Source organism: Streptomyces sp. M-16 (assembly GCF_052114405.1).
Classification (GTDB): domain Bacteria; phylum Actinomycetota; class Actinomycetes; order Streptomycetales; family Streptomycetaceae; genus Streptomyces.
The window spans coordinates 34,064-53,871 of the sequence record NZ_JBFRER010000021.1 but is presented as its reverse complement, the minus strand read 5'-3'; the positions used below and the strand labels follow the sequence as shown (position 1 = coordinate 53,871).

The window sequence follows — 19,808 nt, the reverse complement described above, 5'->3', positions numbered from 1 at the left end:
ACCACCTCGTGTTGTCCGCGGCGGGGGCGGAGAGGAAGGGGAGAAGGGGAATGGCTGCGGTCGGGGAACGGGTGCCCCAGCCGACGGGGGACCCCTGGTTCCGGGCCGGGCCCTCACGCCGCGCACTCCGCCTCCGGCGCCGCCTGTCGCGCCAGCGACCCCCGGCAGGCGAAGGCCAGTCCGGCTGCGGCCAGGGCCGTCCCGGTCGCCACCGCGAACACCACCCGCGGCCCGAAGGGGTCCATCAGCAACCCGCCCGCCTGCTGGCCCAGGGCGTCACCGAGGACGGTGGCCAGCGACGCCCAGGTGAACGCCTCCGCCATGGACCGTTCGTCGGCGATGCCGCTCACCAGGGTCATCTCGGTGGCGGAGACCAGCGCGATCGGTACGCTGCCCACCGCCAGCGCCACCGCCAGGCCCGGCTGGGACCCCGCGAGCAGCGTCAGCCCCGTGCCGAGGGCGTAGGCGAGGAGCAGGCGGGGCAGTCGCACCTGGGGGGCCACCCGGGACTGGGACCGGCCGAGCCAGAGGGCGCCCAGCGCGCTGCCGACACCCCAGCAGGCGTACACCACGCCGGCGCCGCCCGGAGCACCGTGCCGGTCGACGAACGCCGGGATGGCCAGGGTCAGCAGACCGATGGGCACCGCGGAGACGGCCATGACGCCGGCCAGTGCCAGGAGGGCCGGCTCCCGCAGCGGGCCCAGCGGGTGGCGGGCACCCCTGGGGCCGGCCGCCGGGGCGCCTTCCGTACCCTCCGGCAGACGCGTGTACGCGAGCCCGAGCGTGCCCAGGCCTCCCGCCACCGCGACCGCCGTCAGCGCCAGGCCCGCCGAGCCGACCAGCATCAGCGCGGCCAGCATCAGCGGCGCGCCGATCACCAGGACCTCGGTGAGCAGCGCCTCCCAGAGGTAGGCCGTCTCGCGTTCCTCCTTCCGCAGCGGCAGCCGCGCCCAGAGCGAGCGCATGCAGGCGTTCGCGGGCGGCAGCACCACCCCCGCGACCAGTGCCGCCACGGGCTGCCCCCAGCCGCCCGGGCGGGTCGCCCACACCAGGACGGCCAGCGCCGCCGGGTAGGCGACGGCCGTCGCGGCCAGCACGGCCCAGCGGCCGCTGCGGTCGAGACGGCGGGCGATCAGCGGGCTGCCGAGGGCCATCCCGAGCGTGTACAGCGCGGCGGTCAGGCCCGCCTGGGCGTAACTGCCTCCCTGCTCGCGGACGGTCAGGACGAGGGCCAGCGACATCAGGTAGACCGGCAGCCTGGAGACGACGCTCCACCAGGCCGCCCCCCTCACCCGAGGGCGTGTGAGCAGGTCGAGGAAGCGACGGGGCATGCCGCGGGTCACGTGTCGGTCTCCGTTCCATGGCCGCGCGGGGCGGCCGAGTCGGGTGCCGTTCCGCTGCCGGGGCGAGCGGGCGGGCCGGGCGGCGGGAGCGGGTATCAGATGGGGACGGCGCCGGCCTCCCGCGCCGCCTCCACCTCGATGCCGAACCGGGAAAGGACCTCGCGCATACGGCTCTCCACCTCCGCGACGGAGGTCCCCACGACGTGGGCGTACCCCGAGGCGTTGTGCGAGGCCCTGCGGGCCGTCACCGGATCACCGGCGCGGACCTTGAGGACGGCGTCGACGACTCCGGGCATGTCGAGGAGTTCCTCACGTGAGGTGATCCGCCGGATCGTTCCGGAGCCGGGCAGCGGCAGCAGCAGATCGCCCGCACAGCGGCGCTCGCGGTAGTCCAGCTCCGGCCGCAGGCCGAGGTAGACCGCCAGGGTGGCGCCGAACACGTCGAAGCCGTACGCGTGGCCGTGGTTGGCCGGGATCTCGCAGCCCGCGAGCCGGACGCCGATCTCACCGGCGTACACCTCGCCGTCGATCAGGAAGAACTCCATGTGGGCGTAGCCGTGGTCGATCCCCATGCCGGTGACGATCCGCTGGACGAGCTCCCGCAGGTCCACCGGCGGACCCTCGCCGGTGGCGATGCTGATGTTGGCGTTCATCGCGCCGTCGACGATGTCCAGCGGGCGGCAGGGCATGGCACTGGGCCACGCGTCGAGGACCTCGCCGCCGAGGACGATCGCACACACCTCCCACTCGGTGCCCGCGAGGTGTGACTCCACCATCCAGTCCCGGGCCGCGAGGTCGATCCCGGCGAGGTCGCCCGGCCCGGTCAGACGGTAGGTGTCCACGCAGGCGAACGAGTCCACCGGTTTGAGCACCACCGGCCAGCCGTGCCCGATTGCGAACCGCTCGACCTCGGAGTGAGACCGCACCCGTGCGAACTCCGCTGTACGCAGGCCCAGTTCCCGGAAGCAGGTCTTCATGACGGCCTTGTCGCGGACCAGGGCCACCTGTCGCTCGGTCAGGTGCGGCAACCCGGCGAGGGCCGCGAACCGCTGGGCCTCGGCCTGCCGGGGCTCCGACGGGTTGCAGAACCGGGTGGGCGCCACCGGCAGGCCGGCAGCCCACTCCCGGTACCGGCGGGCCTCCTCGGGCGCCGCCACGCCCTCGCGCACCCAGAAGGCGGGCAGGTGCGCGGTTTCGAGCAGGTAGTCCTCCGGCAGGTCCAGCCGGGTGGCGGCGAACCGCAACAAAACCAGGCGGCCGCCCAGCTCCCGGGCCGCGTAACGGGTGAAGGACGACGGCCGGTCGTCCACCATCAGCAACACCTCGGCGCCGCTCACACCGCCTCCAGCACCTGGCGGACGGCTTTGGCCGCCAGGGCCTGCTCTTCCTCGGGCAGTTCCGGGGAGAGCGGCACGCACAGGGTGCGGTCCAGCCGGTCCCTGGTCCGGGCGAAGCCGTCGCGGCTGAGAACGAGCGGGCCCTCGGGGGCGTGGTTCCACGGGAAGCCGTCGCGGTAGAGCGAACGGCGGCCGGTGAGCACCGGGTGCTCGGGCAGCAGGTACTTCCCGAGCGTCCAGTTGGCGATGCCGGCCGCGGTGAGAGCGGCCACCGAGGCGTCCCGCAGCTCCTTGCTCTCGCACCGGAACCGCAGACTGACCTTGACGTCGCCGGCGGCTCGCGGGCGGACCTCCAGGTCGGGCCGGTCGGGCGGCTCGGCCATGGCGATGGCGTACATCCGCTCCAGGCCGGCGAGCAGCTCGTCGAGGTGCCGGAACTGCTGGCACTGGACGGCCGCGACCTGCTCGCTGGTGACGAAGTTCTCCCCGAAGTGGGCGTCCTCGTTCCAGGTCGGGTAGTGGCCCGGCACGCGCGCCGAGCCGTGGTCGTGGTAGCGGCGCATGGTCGCCCAGGCGTCGTCGTCGCCGGTGACGACCAGCCCGCCCTCGCCCGAGGTGAGGACCTTGTTGTGGTGGAAGCTGAACGTCCCGGCGTAGCCGGCCGTTCCGACGTACCGGCCGTCGGGGAAACGTGCGCCGAGGGACTGGGCGCAGTCCTCGATGAGGTACGGCACGTCCGCCGGCAGCGGTGCCACGGTGCCCTCCATGTGGGCCGTGATCACCCGTTGGGCGTCCGGCGGCAGCAGCGTGGGGTCCATGGAGAGGGAGTCGTCGGCGTCGACCAGCACCGGGATCAGGCCGCAGGACAGGACCGCGCCGGCCACCGCGACGAACGTCACCGCCGGGATGTGCACCAGGTCGCCGATGGCGGGGCGGGTGGAGATCAGTGCCAGCCGCAGTGCTTCCGTGCAGTTGTGCACGGCCAGGGCGTGGCCCGCACCCAGCCGTTCGGCCACGGTCCGCTCCAGGCGGGAGGCCATGCTCTCGGTCTCGGTCTGGTACCGGAACAGGACCTGGTGCTCGATCACCTTCCGTAGCTCCGACATGTCGGACCAGTCGAGGTAGTTCGCCCCGTAGGGCAGGAAGCGCTGGCCGAGCCGCTTGTCGAGTGTGCTCATCGTGTGCCGGACTCCGTGATCGGCTGCGCCTCACCGCCGACGACCATCTCCTGGCCTCGGTAGTTGCGGAGCAGCAGGCCGTCGGGGGTGGGGGTGAAGGAGGGTTGCGCGATCGGGATCTTGCCGATCCTGGTGGTCAGGACGTACTGGGGGACGCCGAACCCGGTGATGTGGCCCTGCAGGCCGGCCATGATCTCCCAGCCCTTCTCCACGGACGTCATGAAGTGCGAGACCCCGGTGACGTTGTCGCAGTGGTAGAGGTAGTAGGGCCGGACCCGGATCCGCAGCAGCTCGGTCATCAGCGTGCGCATGGTGGCGACGTCGTCGTTGACCCCGCGCAGCAGCACGGTCTGGTTCCCGACCGGGATCCCGTGCCGCAGCAGGCGGTCCACGGCCGCCGCGGCCTCCGGGGTGATCTCCTTCGGGTGGTTGAAGTGGGTGTTCAGCCAGACCGGGTGGTAGCGGGAGAGCATCGAGCAGAGGTCTTCGGTGATCCGCTGCGGCAGCAGCACGGGGAACCTGCTGCCGATCCGGATGATCTCCACGCTGGGGATCGCCCGGAGTCCGGCGATGATCTCCTCCAGCTTGCCGTCCTGGTAGGAGAGCGGGTCGCCGCCGGTCAGCAGGACGTCCCGGATCTCGGGGTGGTCGGCGATGTAGCGCAGGTCCTCGTCGAAGGAGCCGCCCTCGTCGTCACGGAAGTAGGTGCCGTCGACGTCGGTCGTGTGGAACTTGCGCGTGCAGTGGCGGCAGTAGACCGGGCAGGCCTCGGTGATCAGCATGATCACCCGGTCCGGGTACTTGTGCACCACCCGGTTGGTCTTGCGGTAGTAGGTGTCCCCGACCGGGTCGACCTCGGCCCCGGGGAACTCCATCAGCTCCCCGAGCGCCGGCACCGCCTGCTGCCGGACCGGACAGCCGGGGTCGTCCGGGTCCATCAGCGAGGCGTAGTACGGGGTGACGCTCCAGCGGTACTTGCCCGCCACCCCTGCGATGGCCTCCTCCTCGTCGGCACTGAGGTTGATCCACTGCCGGGCCTTCTCGACGTTGGTGATGCGACGGCGCATGTGCCAGCGCCAGTCGTCCCAGTCGGTCTCCGGGACCCTGGGACGGATCAGTTCGGGGCGGGTGGCAGCGGCGGGTTCGCGAAGGGTGTCGGACATGGCGGCTCCAGCACGACGCGGGGGACGTGGACGGGGTGGCTGCGGCCGGTGCGGCCGGGCCGGCAGCTGACGGGAAGGACGTCGAGACGGGCGAACGGCGAACGGGCGAACGGGCGGGCTGAAGGCGGGCTCACAGCGGGGCGAGCGCGAGCTGGCGCAGAGTGCGGGCGACACGCTGCGCGCCGCGCAGGTCGTCCAGGGCAGGGTCGAGCAGGTGCCACGGGCCTGCCGCGGCGGACGGCTCCCACAGGGCCGGATCGGCGGGATCGTCCGCCGAGGGCAGCGGCAGGACCTCGGCGAGCCGGCCGGCCAGGTCCCGCTGGGCGGACCCGAGCGGGGGCAGCAGGGCCAGCGGGGCCCGCCGTGCCTGGGCGAGGGCGAGCGCCCCCAGCACCGGCGAGGCCAGGAACACGGCGGCGTCGGCGTGGAGCGCGTCCGGGTCGACCTCGGCGGCCCGCAGCACCCGTACGGCAGGGTGCGCGGACAGGGCGGACCGCAGGAGCTCCAGCCCGGTGTCGGCGACCACGGTGCAGCCGCCGGTGCGGCGCAGCGCGGCGGCGGCCAGGTCCCGCAGCGCTCCGGACGCGAAGGGCGCCACCTCGGCGTCGGGTACGCACCACAGCGACAGCAGCAGCAACGTGCCCGAGCGCCTGCGGCTCCGACCGGTGCGCTGCGGCGCGAGGACCCCGGTGGGCCGTGCTCCCCGGTCCGGGGGCCCGCACGAGGGCAGCCACCCCGGCCGGTGGACCCGTCCGAGCGCCCGCGTCGGCGGCGCACCGGCGGCGGCCGGTCCGCAACGGCCCGATTCCAGGTGCACCACCGGCACGCCCAGGTCCAGGAGCCGTTCGGTGGCGGCCACGTCGTCGCAGACCAGCGCCGCGACCGGGGGTGGTTCGAGCTCGGACCAGCCGGTCCGGCGCAGGCCGCCGAGGTGGGCGGCCACCCGGCGCAGGGCGAGGGTCGAGTCGAGCTGGTCCTCGCGGGAGCTCAGCAGCACCCGCGGGCCGTGCGGGGTGAGGGGGCCCGGCGAGGCCGGGGGCTCCGCGGCCGGGGTCAGTAGTGCCATGCTCCCACCGCCCCGAGCCGGGCCACGTCGTCGCTGTATCCGGCGGCGGTGGTGGAGCACCCGCTGCACACCTCGGGCCCGCGCTCGCGGAAGTAGTCGGCGTGAGCCCGGAACACCGGGGTGTCCAGCCGGATCACCCCCCGCTCCCGCAGCGGTGCCCCACCGGGCCCGTCCTCGCCCTCCCGGTGGGGGATGCAGCTGCACGCGTACATCCGCCCGTACTTGCCGTCGACGTAGATGACGTCGTCGGCGACGTGGCACAGCGGTTCGGCGGCGCGGGGAGTGACGGACCGGGAGAAGTACCGCTCCTGCTCCTGCGGGGTGTCGCCGTAGAAGCGCTTGCCCATCGGGACCAGCAGCGCGGCCGGGTCGGCGTCGTAGATCGGATCGCACACGCCGCGGACGTGATCGGCGTCGGGGTAGGTGATGGTGCGGTCGAGCTTGAGCGCGGACAGCTCCCACTGGCGCACCCCCGCCCGGGTGAGGACCTCCTGCAGCCGTGGCATCTCGGTGTAGTTGTGCGGCCCGACCACGGTGTTGACCCTGGGCAGGACACCGAGCGCGGAGGCGTCCCGCAGGCCCCGCAGCCCGCTGTCGAACATGCCGGGAGAGCGCCGGTAGACGTCGTGGGTGGCGCCCGAGGCGCCGTCCAGGCTGACGATCACCTGGGCCAGACCGGCCTCGGCCAGGGGGGCGGCCATCCGGGGCAGCAGCGAGCCGTTGGTGATGAGCGACATCTTCATCCCGCCGGCCGTGCCGGAGCGCACCAGCTCCACCACGTCCGGATGCATCAGCGGTTCGCCTCCGGTGAAGCGGACGTAGCCCACGCCGGCATCCCTGGCTTTGGGCAGCAGGTCCGCGAAGTCCTCCGGGGAGAAGCGGAACGTGTCGCGGGACAGGGCGAACTCACACATGAAGCAGTCGGCGTTGCAGGCTTCCAGGATTCTGATGAAGAGGTAGCGATCGCGTGTACGCACGGGGTGGAAACCTTCCAGGCGACTCACGGGACGGGTGGGACGGGGAGGGCGGGACGGGGAGGGCGGTACGGAGGCCGGGCGGTTGCCGGGCCGACCGGTACGTGCGGTTCGGTCGGGTCAGGAGAGCGGATCCGCCGAGCCCAGGACCGCGAGCAGTGCGTCGGCCACCTGGGCCGCGCCGCCGGTGCCGACCGCGGTGGTGAGGGCGCCCMACTCGTGGACTCCGGCCGACCGGCGCAGTGCGTCCAGGACGCCGCCGCGCAGGGCGTGGCCGATCTCCTGCCGGTCGTTGCCCCGCGCCGCCGCCCCGATCGCGCCGTAGATCCGTTCGAGAGCGTGCTCCTCGCCCTCGGAACGGAGCGCCAGCGCCTCGTCCTCCACGAGCACCTCCTTGGGCCACAGCACCCGCAGTCGGGCCCCGAGCGCCTGGCTGTGGTACCGGCCGTTGAAGATCTGGCTGAGGTTCTGCGGAGGCAGGCAGACGGTGGGGACGTTCAGCCCGCCCGCCTCGAGCAGGGTGGTCAGTCCCGGCGAGGTGAGCAGCACGTCGCAGGCGTCGAGGCGTTCCAGGAACGCGCCGTGCCCCAGCGGACCGGCGGTCGTTCGAGGCGGGGTGACGCAAGAGTCGACGAGGCGACCGGCGAGGTCGCCGGGCAGGTTGCCCGCGATGTGCACCTCCTCGACCCCGTAGGCGGCGAGGGCTTCGAGGGCGGCCGGGACGACCAGGCGCGGATAGTGCTGCGGATCCACCAGACTCGGCGCCCGCAGACCGCCCAGGCTGATCAGCGCCTTGCGGTACGGGCGGCCGGCGCGTGGCGGGGCGCCACCCTCCGGACCCGAGGAGCGGGGCCGGGCGATGACGGCCTCGACCCAGCGCAGCCCCCGGGCGTCGGCCAGGACGGCCAGGCACTCGGGCGGCAGCTCGACGCTCTTCTGGGCGCAGTACACCGTCGCGTCCAGCGGCAGCGAGGCCCGGTCGCCCTCGGACCAGAGGAAGGGCAGACTGTCGACGAAAACAGTGGGCACGCCGATGGCCAGCAGCGCCGTCGCGGCCGCGCCGTCCAGGACGACCACGGCGGCCCGCACCCCCTGTGACCGTACGAACTCCTCGACCGCGGGGGCCAGCAGACCGGGCTCGTCCGGCAGGTCGTACCAGCCGTCCACCGCGTGCTCGGCGAGCAGGGGCCGGCCCAGTCCCGACGCCATTCCGACGAACCGCAGGGAAGGTGTCGACCGGTTCCGCAATTCGGAGAGCACCGCACTCAGTTTTCCCGAGCTTCCCCATCCGAATTCCGCACCGACGAGTGCGACGGTGACGGGATCCGGGCGGGCGGAGGGAGTCGCGGAGTGCAGGACGGGGATGGGCGGCATCGGCTGACTCTCGCATTTCAGTGGAAAGCGGCACGTTGGGAAAGGAGGGACGGGCGCCGCGCACGCATCCGCATACACGCAGGCACAGTGGCCCACAGCGGCATCAGGCGGTCCCTCCCCGAAGTCCCTGTCGAGCACAACCATTCCGCATGCGGGTGCATGATGCAAGAAATCGGCGCAGCCCTGGAACCGGCGAGTGAATAGCCCGATCAGTCGCATAATCCTTTCCCGGTGAACGGTGATTGAGTATTCGCCACAAGGCCGAAAATCCATCATCCGGGCCGCCGGGACCGAATCGCCCCGAGAGTGTCCGGCCGCTAGCATCTGCTCCCATGGGCTACCTCGAAGCCGCCTCCCTCGGACACGTTCTCCCCGATGGACGCGAGCTGTTCAGCGATGTCTCGTTCCGGGTATCGGCAGGCCAGACCGTCGCGCTCATCGGCGACAACGGCGCGGGCAAGACCACGCTCCTGCGCACCCTCGCGGGCGACCTCCCGGCGCAGCAGGGATCGTTCCGAAGCCAGGGCGCCGTCGCGGTCATGCCCCAGTTCATCGGCAGCCTGCGCGACGAGCGCACCGTCCGGGACCTCCTGCTCACCGTCGCGCCCGTGTCGCTGCGGACGGCGGCCGCCGCCCTCGACGCGGCCGAACTCGCCATGATGGAGGCCGACGACGAGACGACCCAGGTCCGTTACGCCCAGGCGCTGGTGGACTGGGGCGAGGCCGGCGGGTACGACCACGAGGTGCTCTGGGACACGGTGACGGTCGCCGCGCTCGGCGTCCCGTTCCAGGCCGCGCAGTTCCGGGAGGTGACGACGCTGTCCGGCGGGGAGCAGAAGCGCCTCGTCCTGGAGGCCCTGCTCCGGGGCCCGGCCGAACTGCTGCTGCTGGACGAACCGGACAACTATCTTGACGTTCCGGGAAAGCGCTGGCTGGAGGAACAGCTCACCCAGACCCGGAAGGGGGTGCTGCTGATCACCCACGACCGCGAGGTGCTGAGCCGCACGGCCGGCCAGGTCGTGACGCTGGAGGGCGGAACGGCCTGGACCCACGGCGGCGGATTCGCCAGCTGGGGCGAGGCCCGGGAGGCCCGCTGGCAGCGTGCGGCGGAACTGCGTCAGCGCTGGAGCGAGAAGCACGAGCAGCTCAAACAGCTGGTCCGGACCCTGCGTCAGCAGTCCTCCATCAGCGATGAGATGGCCTCGCGGTACCACGCGGCCCAGACGAGACTGAGGAAGTTCGAGGAGGCCGGGCCGCCGCCCGCGCCGCCGCGCCGGCAGCGGGTCGCACCGGACCTGCGCGGCGCCCGGACCGGAATCCGCGCGATCACGTGCCGGAACCTCGAACTCAGCGGACTGATGAAGCCGTTCGACCTGGAGGTGTTCTTCGGCGACCGCGTCTGCGTGCTCGGCTCGAACGGGTCGGGCAAGAGCCATTTCCTGCGCCTGCTCGACGAGGTCTCCGCGGAGACGGCCGCGACCGTGGCACACACCGGTGCCTGCCGACTGGGCGCACGCGTCCGGCCCGGGCTGTTCGCCYAGACGCACCGGCACCCGGAGTGGGCCGGCCGGACCCCGGCCGACATCCTCGGCGCCGGCGAGGGCGACCGACCCGGGCTGGACCTCCAGGGCGCCATGTCGGCCCTGAGCCGCTACGGCCTGGCAGGCGCCGGCCGCCAGAACTTCGAGACCCTGTCGGGCGGTCAGCAGGCACGCTTCCAGGTCCTGCTGCTGGAACTCGCCGGGGCGACCCTGTTGTTGCTGGACGAACCGACCGACAACCTCGACCTGATCTCGGCCGAGGCCCTGGAGCAGGCCCTGACCGACTTCACCGGAACGGTCGTGGCGGTCACCCACGACCGCTGGTTCGCCCGGGTGTTCAGCCGTTTCCTGGTCTTCCGGGAGGAGTCCGGGGCTGCCCCGCGGCAGAGCGGTCATGGCCCGGACGGCGCAGCCGCCGCCCGGGCCATGACGGCGCGGCGGGGCTACGGTCGGGCGGGGCGGTGCAGGTCCCGTGCTTCGTGCCTGTGGTCCACCACCGCACGGAGTTTCCCGCTCGTCGGCGTGCGGTCCAGGGCGGCGCCGTGCACCGGCTCGACCGCGAAGTCCAGCAGCTGCTCCGACACGGCCGAGCGCAATTCGGGGTAGGCCGCCAGGAAGGCGCCGCGCGCCTCGGCCGGGTCCAGGGTGTCGGTGCGCTCCATGCGGAGGGTGAGGACCTCCCGGACGGGCCCGCCGGTCAGGACGGTCTGGATCTCGCCGCCGTAGTGCAGCCGCTCCTCCGCGATGGCCACGAGGCGGCGGTGGTTGAGGAAGTACGTCGCCACCCGCATCACCTCGCCCATCCGGCCGAGCAGTTCGAAGCGCGGGGCGTGGCTGCCGCAGGGGCAGCGGCCCGGCAGGGCGCGTCCGAGGTCGCCGATGACGTAGCGGTCGAGGTGCTGGCCGCGGCGGGCGCGGGTGGTGAAGACGAGCCGGCCGGTCTCCCCGGGCGCCACCGGGCGGTCGGCGTCGATCTCGACGATCTCCAGGGTGTGCAGGTCGGCGTGGAGGTGGTGGACGCTGCCGGTGCTGTGCGTGCACTGGTAGCCGAGGGGGCCGAGGTCGGTGCTGCCGTAGGTGATGGAGTGGATGACCTCGATGCCGAAGGCCTCGGTGAGGGTGCGGCGCTGCTCCTCGGTGAAGTGCTCTCCGCCGTAGTAGATCTTGCGGATGCCGCCGTAGGAGCGCAGGAGGTCCGACGCCTCGTGCAGCAGCTGCCAGAGGTAGGAGGGCATGCCGAAGAGGGTGTCCACCTCGTACGCGATGATCATCTCCGCGGTGGCCCGGTGGTCGGGCCCGGCGGCCATCGGCATCTGGACGCCGCCGAGGCGTTCCAGAATGGAGAAGAAGCTGATGAAGCCGCCGTACATGCCGCCGCAGTAGAAGAGGTTGGCGGTGCGGTCGCGCGCCGGGTCGTAGCCGGCGGCGAGGAGGCCGCGGGCGGCGGCGTGCATCTGCGTGTCGTAGTCCTCGTACGTGAAGAGCGACAGGGCGGGTGTACCGGTGCTGCCTCCGCTGCGGAAGTACAGCTCGGCGTCGCTCCGGTCGACCCCGCGGTTGAGCTCCTGGACGGCGGCCTTGTCGAGCAGCGGGCCCGCGGGCGCCGGGAAGGCGACCGGGCGGGCGAGGTCGTCGAGGCAGGCGGTGGCGGCGAAGCGCTGGTCGGTCTGGACGGCGACGCGGCGGCTGTAGCGCTGGAGGGCGTACACGCCGTCGTGGGGTTCGCCGGAGTAGCCGGCGGTCATGGCGCCGACGGGCGTGACGCGGGTGGCGCCGGCCGCGAGGACCAGGGCGGACAATTCGGCGGTGTCGGTCAGGCTGCCCGCGATGCCCGCGGTCTGGAGGTAGCGGCGCATGGGGCGCAGCGTCGCGATGAGGTTCTTGCGGGGCAGCGGCTTGACCCAGACGCTGCGGTGCAGCGGGGAGGCGGTGAGCGCCGGACGGGCGTCGGCGATGACGCGCCAGGTACCGTCGGGGGCGGCCAGGACCCGGGTGAAGCCGAGGTGTTCCTCCAGGCGGGCGAGGTGCTCGGTGGTGGTCAGCTCGGCGTACTCGGCCGGGTCCAGCTCCACCCCGGCGGGCGCCGGCCGGGCGGCGAGCGCGGCGGCGAGCCGCTCGGCGCACGCGTGGAGTTCCCCGGTGTCCTCGGTGTCGAGGTAGACCACCTGGGGGCTGGAGCAGGCCTGCTGCTCGAAGAGGCAGATGTCCCGGGCCAGGTCGGTCAGGGTCTGCTCGTCCGCCCAGGTGTCCCGGGTGAGGTAGGCGAAGGAGATCTTGTGCCCCCACTCCACCAGGCGGCAGCCGGCCGGGACGTGGGCGGCGACGCCCTCGACGGCGGCCTCACCGCCCCAGACGGCGACGGCGTCGGCGGGTGCGCACATCAGGCGCAGCCAGTCCTGGCGGAAGGAGGGGAAGCGCAGCACGATGATGCGCTCGGCGAGGGCGCCGGTCGGGTCCTGCGCGGCGAGTTCGGCGAGCAGGTGCTGGGCGAGCAGGGTGTCGGCGCTGCTCGTCTTGAGGACGTTGACGTTGCCGGCGAGGAGTCCCTCGATCAGGCTGAGCGGGGCGACGGTGGCGGCGTTGCCGGGGGCTATGTGGGCGACCAGGCCGACGGGCGCCCAGGCCTCGTAGACCGTCTCCTTGGCGTCGGGGCGGGTCAGCCGCTGCGGGGCGGTGCCTCCCAGCTCGCGGTGGAGCTTGCGGGTGAGGGAGCCGCGGCCGAGAAAGGCGGCGAGCTCGGCGAAGAGCTCCTCTGCCGCAGGGCCGTCCGCCCCGGCGCCTGCCCCGGCGCCTGCGCCGCCGTCCGCGCCGCCGTCCGCGGGCAGGTGCGGGGCCAGCCGCTCCCGGACGGGGTGGCCGGGGTCGCGCAGGGCTTCGGCGAGGGCGTCGCAGGCGGCCAGGACCGTCTCGGTGTCCAGGGGTGCGGCGAGTGCGGCCTCCACGGCGGCGGGCAGCGCGGCGAGGCGGTCGGCGGCCTCGGCGTCGCCGATGAAGGCGCCCTGCCAGTAGTGCTGGGTGGTGGTGTCGGTCATGACATTCCCTTCATCAGTTCGGCGGCGGCCACGGCACAGCTGCGATTGCGGCTGACACCGGCCCGGCCGTGGATCGTGAACCACGGGGTGGACAACTCGCATCCGCACTCCTCGCCCGGGTGGAGCGAGGCGAGGTCGCCCATGACGACGCTCTGTGCCGGTACGGAGGTGATGTACGGGGACACCAGGTGCAGGTAGCCCCGCTCGCCGTACGGGAGCGGTTCGAGCGTCCGGGTGGAGCGTATGAACACGCGGGACCAGACGGGGGCGTGGAGGTTGTGCCGCGCGCATTCGATGTACGGGATGCAGTGCTCGACGGAGCCGAAGGTGTCGCGGATCCGCTCGGAGGGGATGCCCAGCTGCTCGGTGACGCGGGCGTACAGCTCGTGCTTGCCGATCTGCCGGTCGGTGTGGCCCTTCCAGCCTCCGCCGAGGATGACCAGGGACCCTTCCGGCAGTTCCAGCGGCGCCAGGCCCATGGCGCGCATCCGTTCCAGGGTGAACCAGAGGAATGCGGGGAAGCCGAGGATGCGCACGGGGGCGTCCTCCTCGGCGAAGCGCCGCAGTGCGGCGACGCAGCCGAAGGGGTCGAACTCGTGCCCGTTGCCGGTGGTGCGCAGCGCGTACTCGACCTGCCGGGCCGGGGCGAAGTCGCACAGGTAGTTGTCGGTGAACGAGGTGCCCAGGTTGAGGTCGCGCGCGGGCTCGTAGCTGTAGAGCAGGTAGTTGACGTCCCGGGCGGGGTCGATCCAGCCGTTGTGGTCGAAGATGCGGGCGACCATGCGCTGGGCCGAGCGGATGGTCCACTCGTCGAAGAACATCTGCGACTTCTGCCCGGTGGTGCCGGAGGAGGTCAGGTGCAGGTGGACGTCGTCCCGGGGGATGGACAGGACCTCGTGCCGCTTGAAGAAGTTCGCGTGCACGAGGGGTGCCTCGTACGGGGTGTCCGGGCGCTCCCCGTCGTAGAGGCTGCGGAAGAACGGCGACCGGTCCCGGTGCCAGGTGTTGATCTCCGCCATGGCGGCGGCGAACAGCTCCTCCTCCGCGGGCCCGGAGGCGTAGGGCGCGGTCAGGTCGCAGAGCTGCTGGACCCGGGCGAGGGCGGTGGCGTCGGGGACGCCGACGGGGGCGAGATGGGGGTTCACGGCCGGGGGCGGGGGAATCATGGGGCAACCTCACGGGAGGGCAGATGTGCCGACGCCCAGGCCGACACATAGGAATCGAGGAAGGGCTGGAGCGGAGGGTCGACGACCACGCCGCGGAAGTCGATGTGCTCGGTGGTGCGGGACATGACCGCGTAGTCGTGGAAGCCGTCGTGGTCCCGGCGCATGGCCGGGTACAGGGCGCCGGCGATGAAGCCCTGCGCGGTGAAGGCGGAGAGCGCGGCGTGGTGTTCGAGGGGGACGAGCGCCTCGACGTAGCCGGCCCCGGCGCGGGTGAGGGTACGGGTGACCGGCTCCAGCCAGCCCGCGGCGGCGGCCGGGTCGGGATGGGCGGCGACCAGGGCGCAGTACCCGCCGGTGCGGTTGAGGTACGCGTACACCTCGAAGCTGCCGTCGCCGGGGGTGAGGAGGACGTTCGGGGTGTGCAGGGGGTAGAACCAGCGGCCGGTGTCGGGGAAGTGCGCGTCGAAGCGGCGGCGGACGAAGGCCGGGGCCTCGATCATCTCCAGCGGGGCCGCCGCGGGCCTGGCGGGCACCGGCTGCGCCGCCGTGGGCCGGGTGTCCGCGTAGCTGATGCCGAGGCTCGCCCCGGCGGTGTGCAGGAGCGGCTCCAGGGAGGCGGGCACCTCGGCGACGGGAACCCTGCGGTCCAGCACCCCGGGCGAGTGACGCGCGTAGAGTGCGAGGCTTTCCCGGCTGCTGAGGTCCACGGCGTTCGGCAGGATGCCCATGGGGCGGAAACCGTTGCGGGCCACGACGCGCTGGGGTCCGGCACTGACCGTACGGACGGTGGCGTACACCGAGTCGAGGGTGCCCGCGTTGAGGGTGCCCGCGCACAGGGCTTCGGTCAGCTGTCCGGCCAGCCCCGATCCGCGCTGGTCCGGGTGGACGGCGAGCCCTTCGAGGCGGCCGATGCGGCTGCCGGGCTCGCCGTGGATCGCGGCCGATCCGGCGAGGGCCCCGGTACGGGGGCAACGGGCGACGAGCCAGAGGGTGTACGCGTCCTGGATGAGGCGGGACATTTCGGCGGGGTCGGTGCCGAGGGCCGTGGGGTAGTGCGGGCCGTAGACGGCGTAGTAGAGCTGACGGAGGTCGGCGATGTCGGCCGGGGTGGCCTTCTCGATCACTGCGGCGGTCATCGGGCGCCTCCTGCGGCGGGGGCCGGCGACGGGGCCGCGGAGTCGGCGCCGCGGTCGGCGACCGGGCCGGTGACCGGGTCGTCCGCCGTTCGGGAGTGACCGGGCAGCAGGAGCAGGGCGAGGGCGGCGGGTACCAGTCCGGCCGCCTGGATCAGACACAGGGTGCGGGCGGAGAGGTGGTCGCCCAGCAGGCCGAAGAGGAGCGAGGCGACGGGGAAGGTCGCCCCGAGCACGGCCTGCATGACGGCGAAGAAGGCCGGCTTGTCGGCCGTCGGCACCAGCCGCTGGAACAGGGCCACGAAGCGGACCCCGATCACCCCGACGCACCAGCCGGTCACCAGCAGGGCCCCTGCGATGACGGGCAGCGCCGCGATCAGACCGGGGACGGCGAGGGCGAGGGCCATCGCGCCGAGGCAGGCGGAGCCGACCACGGAGGGACGGCCGGGTACCCGGGCACCGGTGAAGGAGCCCAGGAGCGTGCCCGCGCCGAGCGATGCCTCCAGGAGGGACACGGTGGCGCCGTCGCCGTGCAGGACGGAAGCGGTGTAGAGCGGCATGACGACGAAGACGGCGGTGGTGAAGAGGTTGGCCGCGGCGAAGCAGAGCAGGATGGCGCGGACGTAGGGCAGCGCGCCGAGGATCTGGCGCAGCGTGCGCCGGGGCGGCGCCTCGGCCCGCTCCGTGTCTGCGTCTGCCGCCGCATCCGCCGCATCCGCCGCATCCGCGGTATCCGACGCCTGCGCGTCCGCGGTGCGGAACCGTACGGTCGTGATCAGCGCCGCGGCCGCGCAGTAGGCGACGGCGCAGCCGGCCGCGAGGCCTGCGATGCCGCCCCCGTCCACGATGAGGGCGCCGAGCAGGGCGCCGCCCAGGCCGGCGAGCGACTGGGTGGACAGTTCGAACCCGGTGGCCGCTTCGATGTCCTCGTCCTCGACGAGCTCGGGCACGGAGGTGGTCAGGCACGGGTCGAAGAAGGCCTGGCAGGTGGCCAGTGCCAGGGCCGCCGCGTAGGCCGCGGCGACCGGCAGATCGCTCGTACCGGCCCAGACGGCGAGCGCGGCGGCGGCCGCTCCGGCGCCACCGGCCGCGGCGCGGAGCAGCGAGCCGTGGGCGCAGCGGGTGATGGCGCGGGCGACGAGCGGGGCCGAGATCACGGCGGGGAGGGTGCTGACGCACATGAACAGGCCGGCCGCGAGCCCGCCGCTGCCGGAGGCGGCGTAGCCGATGAGCCACCAGGAGGTGCCCACCTGGAACATGCGTACCGCGGCCTGGGTGAGCACCTGGCCCACCCACACGGTTCCGAAGGCGCGGTTGCGCAGGACGAGCGGGAGCCGGCGGCCGGGGGCCGCCGTGGGGACGGTCATGCGGTCGGCCTCTCGTCGAGGACGCGGATGAGCTTGCCGGAGCGGGAGTTGACCGTGAGGTCGCTGTGGCGGGCCCACTCGACGCGGAGGGGGTGGACGAATCCGTTGGCGACGCTTTCGGGGTAGAGCGGCCGGGCGGTGTTCAGTCCGGTGACGACCGCCTTGGCGAGGACCTCCAGGCCGGCCGGGTCGCGGTCTTGGGCGGTGGCCAGGCGCAGGACCAGGCCGTCGCGGCCCTCCCCGCGGCGTACGAGGAGCTGCATGCCCGTGACGAGTCCGTCGGTGTCGGCTTCGGCGACGGCGTTCGCGACGTCCTCCCAGTAGAGCGAGACGGGGCCGACGCGTACGCCTTCCTCGGCGCGGCCCAGGATGCGGAAGGGGCCGCCTTCGGTGTCGGTCCACTCGGCGCGGTCGCCGGCGGGGTAGCGGATGACGGGCATGAGGCGGCGGAAGAGCTGGGTGACGACGACCCGTCCGGGCCGGCCTGCCTCGCGGATGGGTTCGCCGGTCGTCTCGTCCAGGATCTCCACGACGGTGTGCGGGGAGAACGGCCGGTGGACGCGTGAGTCGGGGCCGGGGACCGGCCTGCCGAGGAGGCCGCCGTCGACGCTCGCGTAGCCGAGGGAGCGGGGTACGGCGTGGGGGAACGCGCCCGAGAGGAGGCGGCGCTGGTCGTCGAAGAGAGCTTCGCCGCCGAAGAAGAGGAATTCGACGTCCGGGAGTTGGCGGCCGGTGGAGATCAGGTACTCGGCGAGTCGGCACAGCGTGGTCGGAGTTCCGGCGACGACGTGCGCGCCGAAGTCGTCGAGGGTGGAGACGGTCGACTCCAGCGGTGCCGCGCCGCCGATGGGCAGCCGTACGTTGGCGACGGGGGCGTGCGCGAGCGAGTCGAGGATGAAGAGGAAGCTGGCGTAGAGCTCCCCGGCGTAGAACAGGTCGGCCACCCGGTGGCCGGGCCGCAGGCCCGCGTCGACGAGGCCGGCGCCGAATGTGGTGACGAACTCCTGCCATTCCTCACGGGTGTAGCAGGAGAAGCGCGGAGTCCCCGTGGTGCCGCCGGTCTTGAACACGACGGCTTCCCCGAGCGGGGCGGTCAGGACGAGGTTGTCGCGCAGGGTGTTGGCGGCCCAGAACTCGTTCTGATCCACCACGGGCAGATCGGTGAGGCTGTTCACCTGGGGCGCCAGGTCTGCGTAGAGGTCTGCGTAGAAGGGAGAGCAGTCTCGGGCGAAACGCACGAGGTCTGAAAACTGCTGGACGGGCATGCTGCCTTACCTGGAAGACGAAAGTTGAAAGAGAAAGAGAAAAGGGAGCAGATGGCAGCAAGGGCGTGGGAGTCGTCACACGCTCAAGCTGTTGATCCTTCAATAATGTTGGCACGCCCTCTAGTTCGAAGGCGTGAGCCCCATCTGATGCCCATTCACATCATGGAACACCGGGAGCGCACCACCAAATCGATGGCAGTTGACTCCGGCCACATACGGCAGACTTTTGGCCCGCGGGGCCGGAAATGCGCCGCCCCGGCGGGGGAAAGGGGGGTGCAGAAAGACGGTTGCCCGGATTTCGGGTGGCGCCCTGGCGGCCACCGTCAGGTGCGGCGCTGACCCAGGAGACGGAACCGGGCCTTGGTCAAGATCGGCTGTGTCACGGGTGTGTGCCAGGAGGTGGTGGCCGATAGCAGCTGCGAAGTGGTGGCGGGATCCATGCTTTCGGCTGGTCGATGGGGCGCCACGGTGCCGTGTGTCCGGTGGTGACGGCCGGCGTCACGGCTGTGTATGTAACGGCCAGGTATTAGGGGGTGTCCGGGCGGAACGGCTGTCGTTCAGGTGGGGTCTTGCTGATCAGGAACACCCACTGGTGCCGATCCGCAACGACGTGCCGGGCACCGCCGACAGATCCGAGGATGAGACGATGCGCGTTCACAAGCTGACCTTCGCGGCCCTGGCCGTCGCCGCGGGTTTCTCGCTGACGGCCTGCCAGAACGGCGATGACGGCGCGGCGCAGAGCAGTCCGTCGTCCGCGGCCTCGGCTTCGGTCCCGTCGTCGCCCTCGGGCGGGGCTCCGGCCTCGGCCGGTACGGGGGCGGGCACCGCGAAGCCCTCTGCCGGGACGTCCTCCGACGGGAAGGGGGCGGCCGGCGGCACGGGTCCGGCCGACAGCGGCACGTCCGGTACGTGCAAGACGGGCGAGCTGACGATCACTGCCATGGACAGCACCATCGGCGGGGACACCGGGGGCACGGTCGCGGTGACGTTGAAGAACCACGGAAACCGGGACTGCACCCTGCCCGGGTACGCGGGCGTCGACTTGAAGACCGCCTCCGGTGCGTTGTCGGCGCAGCGCACGGGTGAGAAGGCCGAGCCGAGCACCCTCAAGAAGGGGGCGTCGGTGTCCTTCGGCGTCACCTACCCGCTCAACACCTCGGGTGGTTCCGGTGTCCGCATCACCGGCATGGTGGTGACCCCGCCGGGGGAGAGGCAGTCGGTCACCCTCGCCTGGCCGGGCGCCGCCACGCTGCCCGTCACCGAGGGCTCCGGTTCCCCGGTCAAGGTCGGCCCGATCGGCAGCGCCGGCCAGGGCGGCTGAGACGGTCCCTGATGCCCCCTGGTGGCCCCTGATGCCGTGACCTGAGGGCTGCATCAGAAGCCCCGGAAGATCCCGTTCTCGTCGGCTGCGTTGAGGAACTCGTGGTAGTCCATGTTGCCCAGGGTGAGGTTGTTGTCGATGGACCAGAGCTCGGTGGCGAGGACGCGCAGCGACCGCAGTGGCCGCAGTGGCCGCAGGAGGTCGATCACGAGGACGGGCCGGCCGGCGGTGGCGCAGGTGGTGGTGTCGGCGACGGCCAGGAGACGGTCCTGGGGGCGGGTCGGCAGCCGCTGGAGGATCTGCTCCGGTGGCAGGCCACGGTAGGCGGTGTCGTCGATGGTGGCCGTGTCGGCGAGAAACCCGTCGGTGCTCGGAGCCTGGACCGTCTCGCACAGCTCCTGCCACGCGCGCGGATGGGCGAAGTCGGTGCGGACCAGCAGCGTTGCCACGAGCGGGACTCCCGGGGTGTAGGCGGCAGTCGGGCCAGACGGAGCCTCCCCGCCTGCTTGGTGGGAAAACCTCGCCGGCCCGGGCGCTGGGCGGAGGCG

The 19,808-nt window shown here is 72.6% G+C and carries 14 protein-coding genes and 1 pseudogene; 2 read left to right on the top strand and 13 right to left on the bottom strand.

The genetic code is table 11. The annotated features are described in order from the left end of the window. Nucleotides 1-113 precede the first annotated feature (113 nt). From AB4039_RS12490 to AB4039_RS12460, 7 genes are all read right to left on the bottom strand, one after another. Nucleotides 114-1,343 carry an MFS transporter gene (locus AB4039_RS12490; RefSeq protein WP_442270728.1) on the bottom strand — a complete coding sequence of 410 codons (1,230 nt, stop codon included), beginning with the start codon at nt 1,341-1,343 and terminating at the stop codon, nt 114-116. 95 nt (nt 1,344-1,438) lie between these two features. Beyond that, the gene (locus AB4039_RS12485; protein ID WP_442270727.1) at nt 1,439-2,680 is read right to left on the bottom strand and encodes an ATP-grasp domain-containing protein; all 1,242 of its coding nucleotides are present in this window, start codon (nt 2,678-2,680) and stop codon (nt 1,439-1,441) included. Continuing rightward, nucleotides 2,677-3,858 carry a DegT/DnrJ/EryC1/StrS family aminotransferase gene (locus AB4039_RS12480; RefSeq protein WP_266844483.1) on the bottom strand — a complete coding sequence of 394 codons (1,182 nt, stop codon included), beginning with the start codon at nt 3,856-3,858 and terminating at the stop codon, nt 2,677-2,679. Before AB4039_RS12480 ends, AB4039_RS12485 begins: the two co-directional genes overlap by 4 nt. Continuing rightward, nucleotides 3,855-5,021, bottom strand: a complete 1,167-nt coding sequence (gene blsG / locus AB4039_RS12475) for an arginine 2,3-aminomutase (protein ID WP_266844482.1) — start codon at nt 5,019-5,021, stop codon at nt 3,855-3,857. Before blsG ends, AB4039_RS12480 begins: the two co-directional genes overlap by 4 nt. Nucleotides 5,022-5,151: 130 nt before the next feature. Continuing rightward, entirely contained in the window at nt 5,152-6,087 is a 936-nt protein-coding gene (blsF, locus tag AB4039_RS12470; RefSeq protein WP_266844481.1) for a CGA synthase-related protein, read from the bottom strand. Then, complete coding sequence (gene blsE, locus AB4039_RS12465; protein WP_266844479.1) at nt 6,075-7,064, bottom strand: cytosylglucuronate decarboxylase; 990 nt, start codon at nt 7,062-7,064, stop codon at nt 6,075-6,077. Before blsE ends, blsF begins: the two co-directional genes overlap by 13 nt. A gap of 117 nt (nt 7,065-7,181) precedes the next feature. After that, nucleotides 7,182-8,435: a hydroxymethylcytosylglucuronate/cytosylglucuronate synthase gene (locus AB4039_RS12460; protein WP_442270726.1), complete on the bottom strand. Its 1,254-nt coding sequence runs from the start codon at nt 8,433-8,435 to the stop codon at nt 7,182-7,184. A 332-nt stretch (nt 8,436-8,767) separates the two neighbouring features. Between AB4039_RS12460 and AB4039_RS12455 the strand changes: the two are divergent. Then, a pseudogene (locus tag AB4039_RS12455) lies at nt 8,768-10,333 on the top strand (ATP-binding cassette domain-containing protein); the annotation flags it as partial. A gap of 86 nt (nt 10,334-10,419) precedes the next feature. Here the strand turns inward: AB4039_RS12455 and AB4039_RS12450 are convergent. The 5 genes from AB4039_RS12450 to AB4039_RS12430 are packed head-to-tail and all read right to left on the bottom strand — an operon-like array spanning nt 10,420 to nt 17,939. After that, nucleotides 10,420-13,008 (bottom strand): acyl-CoA reductase, encoded by a 2,589-nt coding sequence (locus tag AB4039_RS12450; protein ID WP_442270725.1) that lies wholly within the window; start codon nt 13,006-13,008, stop codon nt 10,420-10,422. After that, on the bottom strand, nt 13,005-14,174 hold the full coding sequence (locus AB4039_RS12445; RefSeq protein ID WP_266844475.1) for a LuxE/PaaK family acyltransferase: 1,170 nt from the start codon (nt 14,172-14,174) through the stop codon (nt 13,005-13,007). Before AB4039_RS12445 ends, AB4039_RS12450 begins: the two co-directional genes overlap by 4 nt. Then, entirely contained in the window at nt 14,171-15,310 is a 1,140-nt protein-coding gene (locus AB4039_RS12440) for a GNAT family N-acetyltransferase (RefSeq protein ID WP_266844473.1), read from the bottom strand. The genes AB4039_RS12445 and AB4039_RS12440 overlap by 4 nt, the downstream gene beginning before the upstream one ends. Further along, nucleotides 15,307-16,674: an MFS transporter gene (locus AB4039_RS12435; RefSeq protein WP_442270724.1), complete on the bottom strand. Its 1,368-nt coding sequence runs from the start codon at nt 16,672-16,674 to the stop codon at nt 15,307-15,309. Before AB4039_RS12435 ends, AB4039_RS12440 begins: the two co-directional genes overlap by 4 nt. Continuing rightward, a complete protein-coding gene (locus AB4039_RS12430) occupies nt 16,671-17,939 on the bottom strand; it encodes a phenylacetate--CoA ligase family protein (protein WP_266844470.1) in 1,269 nt (422 codons plus the stop codon). The genes AB4039_RS12435 and AB4039_RS12430 overlap by 4 nt, the downstream gene beginning before the upstream one ends. Before the next feature lie 646 nt (nt 17,940-18,585). Here AB4039_RS12430 and AB4039_RS12425 point away from each other — a divergent pair. Next, the gene (locus AB4039_RS12425; RefSeq protein ID WP_266844468.1) at nt 18,586-19,260 is read left to right on the top strand and encodes a DUF4232 domain-containing protein; all 675 of its coding nucleotides are present in this window, start codon (nt 18,586-18,588) and stop codon (nt 19,258-19,260) included. A 53-nt stretch (nt 19,261-19,313) separates the two neighbouring features. On the opposite strand, the gene AB4039_RS12420 is transcribed toward AB4039_RS12425, so the two are convergent. After that, nucleotides 19,314-19,709, bottom strand: coding sequence for a DUF6924 domain-containing protein (locus AB4039_RS12420; RefSeq protein ID WP_266844466.1), 396 nt, complete (start codon nt 19,707-19,709; stop codon nt 19,314-19,316). Nucleotides 19,710-19,808: the final 99 nt, after the last annotated feature.

Coding starts and splice junctions, on each gene's coding strand:
- AB4039_RS12480 (WP_266844483.1), bottom strand. CDS start 3,858: ATGAGCACACTCGACAAGCGGCTCGGCCAGCGCTTCCTGCCCTACGGG.
- blsG (WP_266844482.1), bottom strand. CDS start 5,021: ATGTCCGACACCCTTCGCGAACCCGCCGCTGCCACCCGCCCCGAACTG.
- blsF (WP_266844481.1), bottom strand. CDS start 6,087: ATGGCACTACTGACCCCGGCCGCGGAGCCCCCGGCCTCGCCGGGCCCC.
- AB4039_RS12450 (WP_442270725.1), bottom strand. CDS start 13,008: ATGACCGACACCACCACCCAGCACTACTGGCAGGGCGCCTTCATCGGC.
- AB4039_RS12445 (WP_266844475.1), bottom strand. CDS start 14,174: ATGATTCCCCCGCCCCCGGCCGTGAACCCCCATCTCGCCCCCGTCGGC.
- AB4039_RS12440 (WP_266844473.1), bottom strand. CDS start 15,310: ATGACCGCCGCAGTGATCGAGAAGGCCACCCCGGCCGACATCGCCGAC.
- AB4039_RS12435 (WP_442270724.1), bottom strand. CDS start 16,674: ATGACCGTCCCCACGGCGGCCCCCGGCCGCCGGCTCCCGCTCGTCCTG.
- AB4039_RS12430 (WP_266844470.1), bottom strand. CDS start 17,939: ATGCCCGTCCAGCAGTTTTCAGACCTCGTGCGTTTCGCCCGAGACTGC.
- AB4039_RS12425 (WP_266844468.1), top strand. CDS start 18,586: ATGCGCGTTCACAAGCTGACCTTCGCGGCCCTGGCCGTCGCCGCGGGT.